The sequence below is a fragment of the bacterium genome (genome assembly GCA_040753085.1).
GTDB lineage: Bacteria > UBA9089 > JASEGY01 > JASEGY01 > JASEGY01 > JASEGY01.
Genome location: JBFMHI010000172.1, coordinates 1 through 5,921, shown reverse-complemented (window position 1 = coordinate 5,921; position 5,921 = coordinate 1). Strand labels below are relative to the sequence as shown.

Here is a 5,921-nt window from a genome sequence, read left to right as displayed (position 1 = left end):
CTGACAGCGTCGGCATAAGAGCTTCCCCTCCCTTGATGGGAGGGGTTAGGGGAGGGTGAAATAAACAACCCTCTCTTATTGTTGCTAATACCCCATCTATATTTCTTAATATAAGGTTTTTAGCAAGTAATAATATTGCCCGCCAATTTCACCCTCACCCTATCCCTCTCCCATCAAGGGAGAGGGAATTTTGCTTTGTCTCCCAACTAACTGCTTAACTTAGTTTTGAGTAGTTACCGCCATACAAAGCGAATCGTAACTATTCAGCAGGGAAAATTGTAAGTGTTCAGCCACCAAGACACTACTCTTTCGTGTCTTCGTGCCTTGGTGGCTGAACGGTTACTTTTTAGTAAGCGTTCAGCCACTAAGGCACAAAGACACAACCTCGATCCTCGATCCTGGATACTGAATCCTTTGCCAGCATCGAAGATCGAGCATCGAGGATCGAGCATCGAGCATCCAGCATCATGTGCTGAACGGTTACACTTTTTATTTATCTCAATATTACCCTATTCATTACCCTATTTATTAGGTTTATTACCCTATTCGTTTCCATCTGGCTGATTGTCCTTTACCCAGGCAGGCAATTCTTCCTTCCTTCTTCATCTGTCTGAAGACAAGGCGAATCATCTCTCTACTTATACCAGGGCATAACTGCTCAATATCAGATATAGAAAATTCGCCTTGCTGGCTGGTTATCTTTTGTATTACCATCCCTGTTTTTGCCCCTTTGGTCGATTTAATATTGCTTGCCCTTTGTTCAAACTCTTTATAGGCAGAATTTATGGTTCCTAAAAGATAATGCAGCCAGGGTGAAATATCGTGCTTTGCTTCATGCCATTTTAAAGAGCTCTTCTGCAGGGCTTCGTAATATGTTTCTTTGGATTGTTCTATGATCCGTTCAAGGCTGATATATCTTCCAACTTCATAGCCGTGATGATATAAGACCAGACGTGTAAGTAGCCGTGATACCCTGCCATTTCCATCACGAAATGGGTGGATACATAAAAAGTCCAATATTAAACAGGCAAGGGCATAAAGGGGAGGGTATCTCAACTGGTCAAGGCTATGTATATACAAAAGGCATAGCTTTTCTATTGCTTCGGGTGTATCTTTAGCATCTACAGGCTTAAAAATTACCTCAACTGACCCATCAGGATTTTTTCTTATAATATCGTTGTTCTTTTCCTTCCATTCACCCGCGTCTCCTGTCTGTGCATGGCTTAGGCGATGTAATTCTTTTATTGTTTTGGGGGTTATCTCCAAATTTTTATATCTCTTATGAATCAAATCAAGGGCATTGCGGTATCCTGCTACCTCTTCCTCTGACCTGTCGCGGGGTCTACTTCTATCTATGATAAGGGGCTTAAGCCTTTTCCTATCTACAGTTACACCTTCAATACGATTTGATGATTCAGCACTTTCTATTAATGCCATTTCAACAAGACTGTTAACAATATGAGACGATTGTCTCTTATATAACTCTTGTTTCCCCTTATATTCTGATATAGAATTCATAAGCCAAACAGCCCCTAAAGCTAAATTTAGCTCTTTTCCTGTTTTTTTAAATGAATTCATTGGTTTTCTCCTTATTATTTGCCTTAGACTCAATTGGCTTTTTCTCATATTTCAGCATAGTGATTATAAACAATGATAGGTAATATAGAACTCAAATTAGCGGTTTAAATCTAACCGGACAGGTCGAAAATTTTCTTCGTGTCCTTCGTGCTCTTCGTGGTTTATCCTTGTTTACCCCATCCTTTTACCCAATTTGCGGGTAAGGATAAGCCTTCTCATAATTAACATTGGCTATTGCCTTTGGCGTCTTAGTGGCTGAGTAGTTACATAAATTGTAAGCGTTCAGCCCCTAAGGCACAAACTCGATCCTCGATGCTCGATTCTCGATGCTCGATTCTCGATTCTCGATGCTCGATTCTCGATTCTCGATGCTCGATTCTCGATCCTCGATGCTCGATTCTCGATTCTGGATGTTCGATCCTCGATACTGGTAAAGGATCCAGTATCCAGTATCCAGTATCCAGCATCCAGCATCGAGGATCGAGCATCCAGCGTCCAGCCTCATGGGATGAACGGTTACCATAAATTAATAATTGATAATTGCCCTCAGCTTCATACCCCTTTTAACTGCTCCAGCATCTGGTTTATCTTGGCCTTAAGAAGTTCTCTTTCTTCTTTAAGGGACTCATTTTCTCTCTTTAAAGCGGAGATTTCGTCGGAAGACCCAACTTGTATCTGAGTAAACAGCTTCCTGTTTACTTGCCGCAGACGCTCTAATTCTTCCAGAAGCTTGTTTACTCGAGTCTCAAGTAAATCTAAACCATCTTTTACCGTTACCATCTTATCTCTCCTCTTGTCTCAGAAGTCGGAGGCCAGATGTCAGCACACAGAGCACAGAATACAGACTGGGCTCGGTCTTCTGTAATCTTAGCCCTCCCTCAAAGAAATTCCCAACTTCTCTTTTAACGCCTCGATAATCTTCCCGTGTATCCGATCTACTTCCTCATCAGTCAGAGTAGTTTCCAGGTGGCGATAGGTGATAGCATAAGCCAGGGATTGATATCCCGGTGGCAGTTGTTCTCCTTGATACACATCAAACAGGTTAATCCGTTCGATTTCTTTACCCCCTGTCTCTTTAATAATATTTAACACCTGCCCCGCCTCCATTTTAACCGGCGTGATTACCGCCAGGTCTCGATGAATAGCCGGATATCGAGGCAAAGGACGATATTTTCTCTCCAAATCGATCAAACCAAGAATAGTCTCCCAGTCCAATTCAAAGATATAAATCTCTTTCGGCAGTTTCATACCCCTGATTATACCTGGATGGAGCTGGCCTAAATATCCCAAACTTGTATCTTGAAGTCTTATCTCGGCCCTTTGACCGGGATGAAGATATGGCTGATCACTTCTGATAAGCCTCCATCCTTCTATGCCCATCTCTTTCAGAAGCTTATCCAATATACCGGCCAGGAAAAAGAAATCAACTTTAGCCGGCTTTCTCTTCCAATCAGCTTCTTTCTCTTCACCTACCAATGCCCCGGCCAGCACCCTTTTCTCTTCAGGCAGCGAATTATCGTCTTTAGGGATGAATACCCGGTTAAACTCAAAGATTTTAATATTAAAATTATAATGTCTTATGTTCTGAGAAATGACCTCCAGATGATGGGGTAGGAGGGTGGTTCTAAGCTCTGTTTGTTCTTCTGAGAGGGGATTTGAAAGCTTAAGGGTGTGAGTATCGGACATTTTAATCTTCGCCAGGTTATCGGGGTGACTCAAAGAAAAAGTATTGACTTCATAAAGCCCGGCCGCGGTAAGGATCGCTCTGGCTAAGTCAGTTATCCGATATTCCTGATCTGATTTGGAAATAGCCGCCGCCAATCCTCCCGGCAGAGATACGGGGATCCGATCATAGCCGTAGTTTCGACCTATTTCCTCGATCAGGTCTATTTCTCGATAAATGTCGCCTCTAAAACTTGGCGCTTTAATCTTCATCGTCCGTCCAGGTGTATATTCGAGCACCTTGAAACCAAGTCTGGTAAGGATGAATCTGATCTCCATTTCTCCCAGACTTGTTCCCAGCACTCTGTTCACCCGAGAAGATCTTAGCTCAATAACCACTTCAGGCAAGGGATTGGGATATTCATCTATCAACTCAGATATAGCCGCTCCCGGACATATCCGACAGATAAGATCAACTGCCCGATTAGAGGCATCAATCACTCCCACCGGATCTACCTTCCGCTCAAAGCGATAAGAAGATTCAGAAGAGAGGTCTTCAAAGCGAGAAGTTGATCTAATAGTGGTTGGCTCAAAGAAGGCGCTTTCAAGGAGAACAGTAGAAGTAGATTCGGTCACTTCTGAGCCGATCCCCCCCATTATACCGGCCAGAGCCACCGGCCCCTTGCCGTCAGCAATTACCAGCATATCAGGCGTCAATTGCCGAGTAGCCTCATCTAAGGTCATCATTGCCTCTCCTGGCATAGCCCGTCTGATAATAATCTTACCTTCCTCCAGCTTATCATAGTCAAAGGCATGGAGTGGCTGTCCGAATTCCATTAAAACAAAATTAGTTACATCCACGATATTGTTAATGGGACGAAGGCCGGCCAAGCGTAATTTTTCCTGCATCCAGACCGGAGAAGGCCCAACCTTAATTCCTTTTATTAGCCTGGCCGTATAGCGGCGACAGAGGGTAGGCTCCCTGAGGTCGATCTTGATCAAGGAGGTCAAATCCTCTCTGGCCGAAGGCAAAAAGAGGGTGGGGAGCTGGAGCTTTTTGCCGGTGGCCGCCGCCACTTCCCTGGCTATCCCAATCATAGAAAGACAGTCCCCCCGATTAACCGTCACTTCAATCTCGAGGACCGTATCCTCTCCTTCCTCCTTGAGTCCGCTCACCTCTAAACCAAGCATAGTCAGGGATTCAGCTAATTCGGAAGGCGATAGCTCCATATCAATATAATCTTTTAGCCAATTATAAGAAATTTTCATTGATTTTTACGGTCCGTTAAGCCTTCAAACCGTCACTGATGGCCTTGATCATCGTTTGGGCAATGTGGTAAGGTGGGCACTTTCCACCGATTTCTGCAAGCGCCTTTGTTGATGGGCAATGCCCACCCTACTTCTGCTCCTCCCGAGTTCGTGAATTGCCGAAACGATGATCATCGCCGTCACTGATAATCCGGCCAAAGGCCCCCAGGGAACAAGTGTTAGCATAAGATCACATCACCCAACATCTTAAAATTGCTCCAGGAATCTTAAATCATTCTCATAAAAAAGTCGGATGTCATTAATCCCATATTTCAGCATAGCGATCCGTTCTATCCCCATCCCAAAGGCAAAACCGAGATAACGTTCTGAATCGATCTTGACCATTCGGAAGACCTCCGGATCGATCATCCCCGCCCCCAGTATTTCCAACCAGCCGGTTTGAGAACAGACACTACACCCCCTTCCACTGCAGATCACACAACTAATGTCTATCTCAGCGCTGGGTTCGGTGAAGGGGAAAAAGCTCGGTCTGAATCTTAAGACGCTCTGCTTGCCAAAGAATTCTTTCACAAAGGCGTTTAAGATCCCTTTTAAATCGGAAAAGCTTGTCTCTTCATCCACCAGGAAACCTTCAATTTGGTGAAATACCGGGGAATGGGAGGCATCGGAAGCATCCCTCCGGTAAGCCCTGCCAGGAGCTATAATCCGAAAAGGAGGCGCCCCCAGCTCCATTACTCGAATTTGAATAGGTGAAGTATGCGTCCGAAGCAGTATCCCCGGACGAATATAGAAGGTATCATGCATATCCCTGGCCGGATGATATTTGGGAATATTTAAGGCATCAAAATTGTAATATTCCAACTCTACTTCCGGCCCCTCCGCAATCTGGAAGCCGAATCTGGAAAAGATGTGAACGATATCATTGATGGTCATAGTAATCGGATGCCTCTTGCCTAACGAAAGTCTGGTCGCTGGAAGGGTGATGTCAATTTTTTCCTGTTCCAACGCCTGTTCCTGAAGTAAATTAGTGATCTCTTCTTTTTTCCGGGTCAACTCCCGGCCGAGTTCTTCCTTCACCTGATTGAGCCATTGTCCCATAAGGGGACGATCCTCAGGGGGCAACTGACCCAGCCTTTTAAAGAGGATGGTCAAATGACCCTTTCTACCCAGGTAGTCTATCCTGATTTGGTCAAGCTCCGAAAGGTTATCGGCTTCTTCTATTCTGTGGTTAGCTTCGGCCCTAAGTCTTTCCAGGTCTTCCTTCATTTTGATCCTTCCTTAGTAACTACTCAAAATCAAGTTAAAAAAGTAAGCTCATTACAGATTATAGTGCTATGGGTTAAGTTTCATCTCCTTTTGTCCTGACAGCGTCGGCATAAGAGCTTCCCCTCCCTTGATGGGAGGGGTTAGGG

6 protein-coding genes are annotated in these 5,921 nt (G+C 44.5%); all 6 read right to left on the bottom strand.

The genetic code is table 11. The annotated features are described in order from the left end of the window. Nucleotides 1-263 precede the first annotated feature (263 nt). Complete coding sequence (locus AB1797_12690) at nucleotides 264-452, bottom strand: hypothetical protein (GenBank protein ID MEW5768450.1); 189 nt, start codon at nucleotides 450-452, stop codon at nucleotides 264-266. Between the two features lie 85 nt (nucleotides 453-537). Then, complete coding sequence (locus AB1797_12685) at nucleotides 538-1,578, bottom strand: Fic family protein (GenBank protein ID MEW5768449.1); 1,041 nt, start codon at nucleotides 1,576-1,578, stop codon at nucleotides 538-540. Nucleotides 1,579-1,867: 289 nt separating this feature from the next. After that, nucleotides 1,868-2,083, bottom strand: a complete 216-nt coding sequence (locus AB1797_12680; protein MEW5768448.1) for a hypothetical protein — start codon at nucleotides 2,081-2,083, stop codon at nucleotides 1,868-1,870. A gap of 47 nt (nucleotides 2,084-2,130) precedes the next feature. Further along, a complete protein-coding gene (gene zapB, locus AB1797_12675) occupies nucleotides 2,131-2,358 on the bottom strand; it encodes a cell division protein ZapB (GenBank protein MEW5768447.1) in 228 nt (75 codons plus the stop codon). Between the two features lie 87 nt (nucleotides 2,359-2,445). Further along, on the bottom strand, nucleotides 2,446-4,509 hold the full coding sequence (pheT, locus tag AB1797_12670) for a phenylalanine--tRNA ligase subunit beta (protein MEW5768446.1): 2,064 nt from the start codon (nucleotides 4,507-4,509) through the stop codon (nucleotides 2,446-2,448). Nucleotides 4,510-4,755: 246 nt separating this feature from the next. Next, nucleotides 4,756-5,775, bottom strand: coding sequence for a phenylalanine--tRNA ligase subunit alpha (pheS, locus tag AB1797_12665; protein MEW5768445.1), 1,020 nt, complete (start codon nucleotides 5,773-5,775; stop codon nucleotides 4,756-4,758). Between the last annotated feature and the right edge of the window lie 146 nt (nucleotides 5,776-5,921).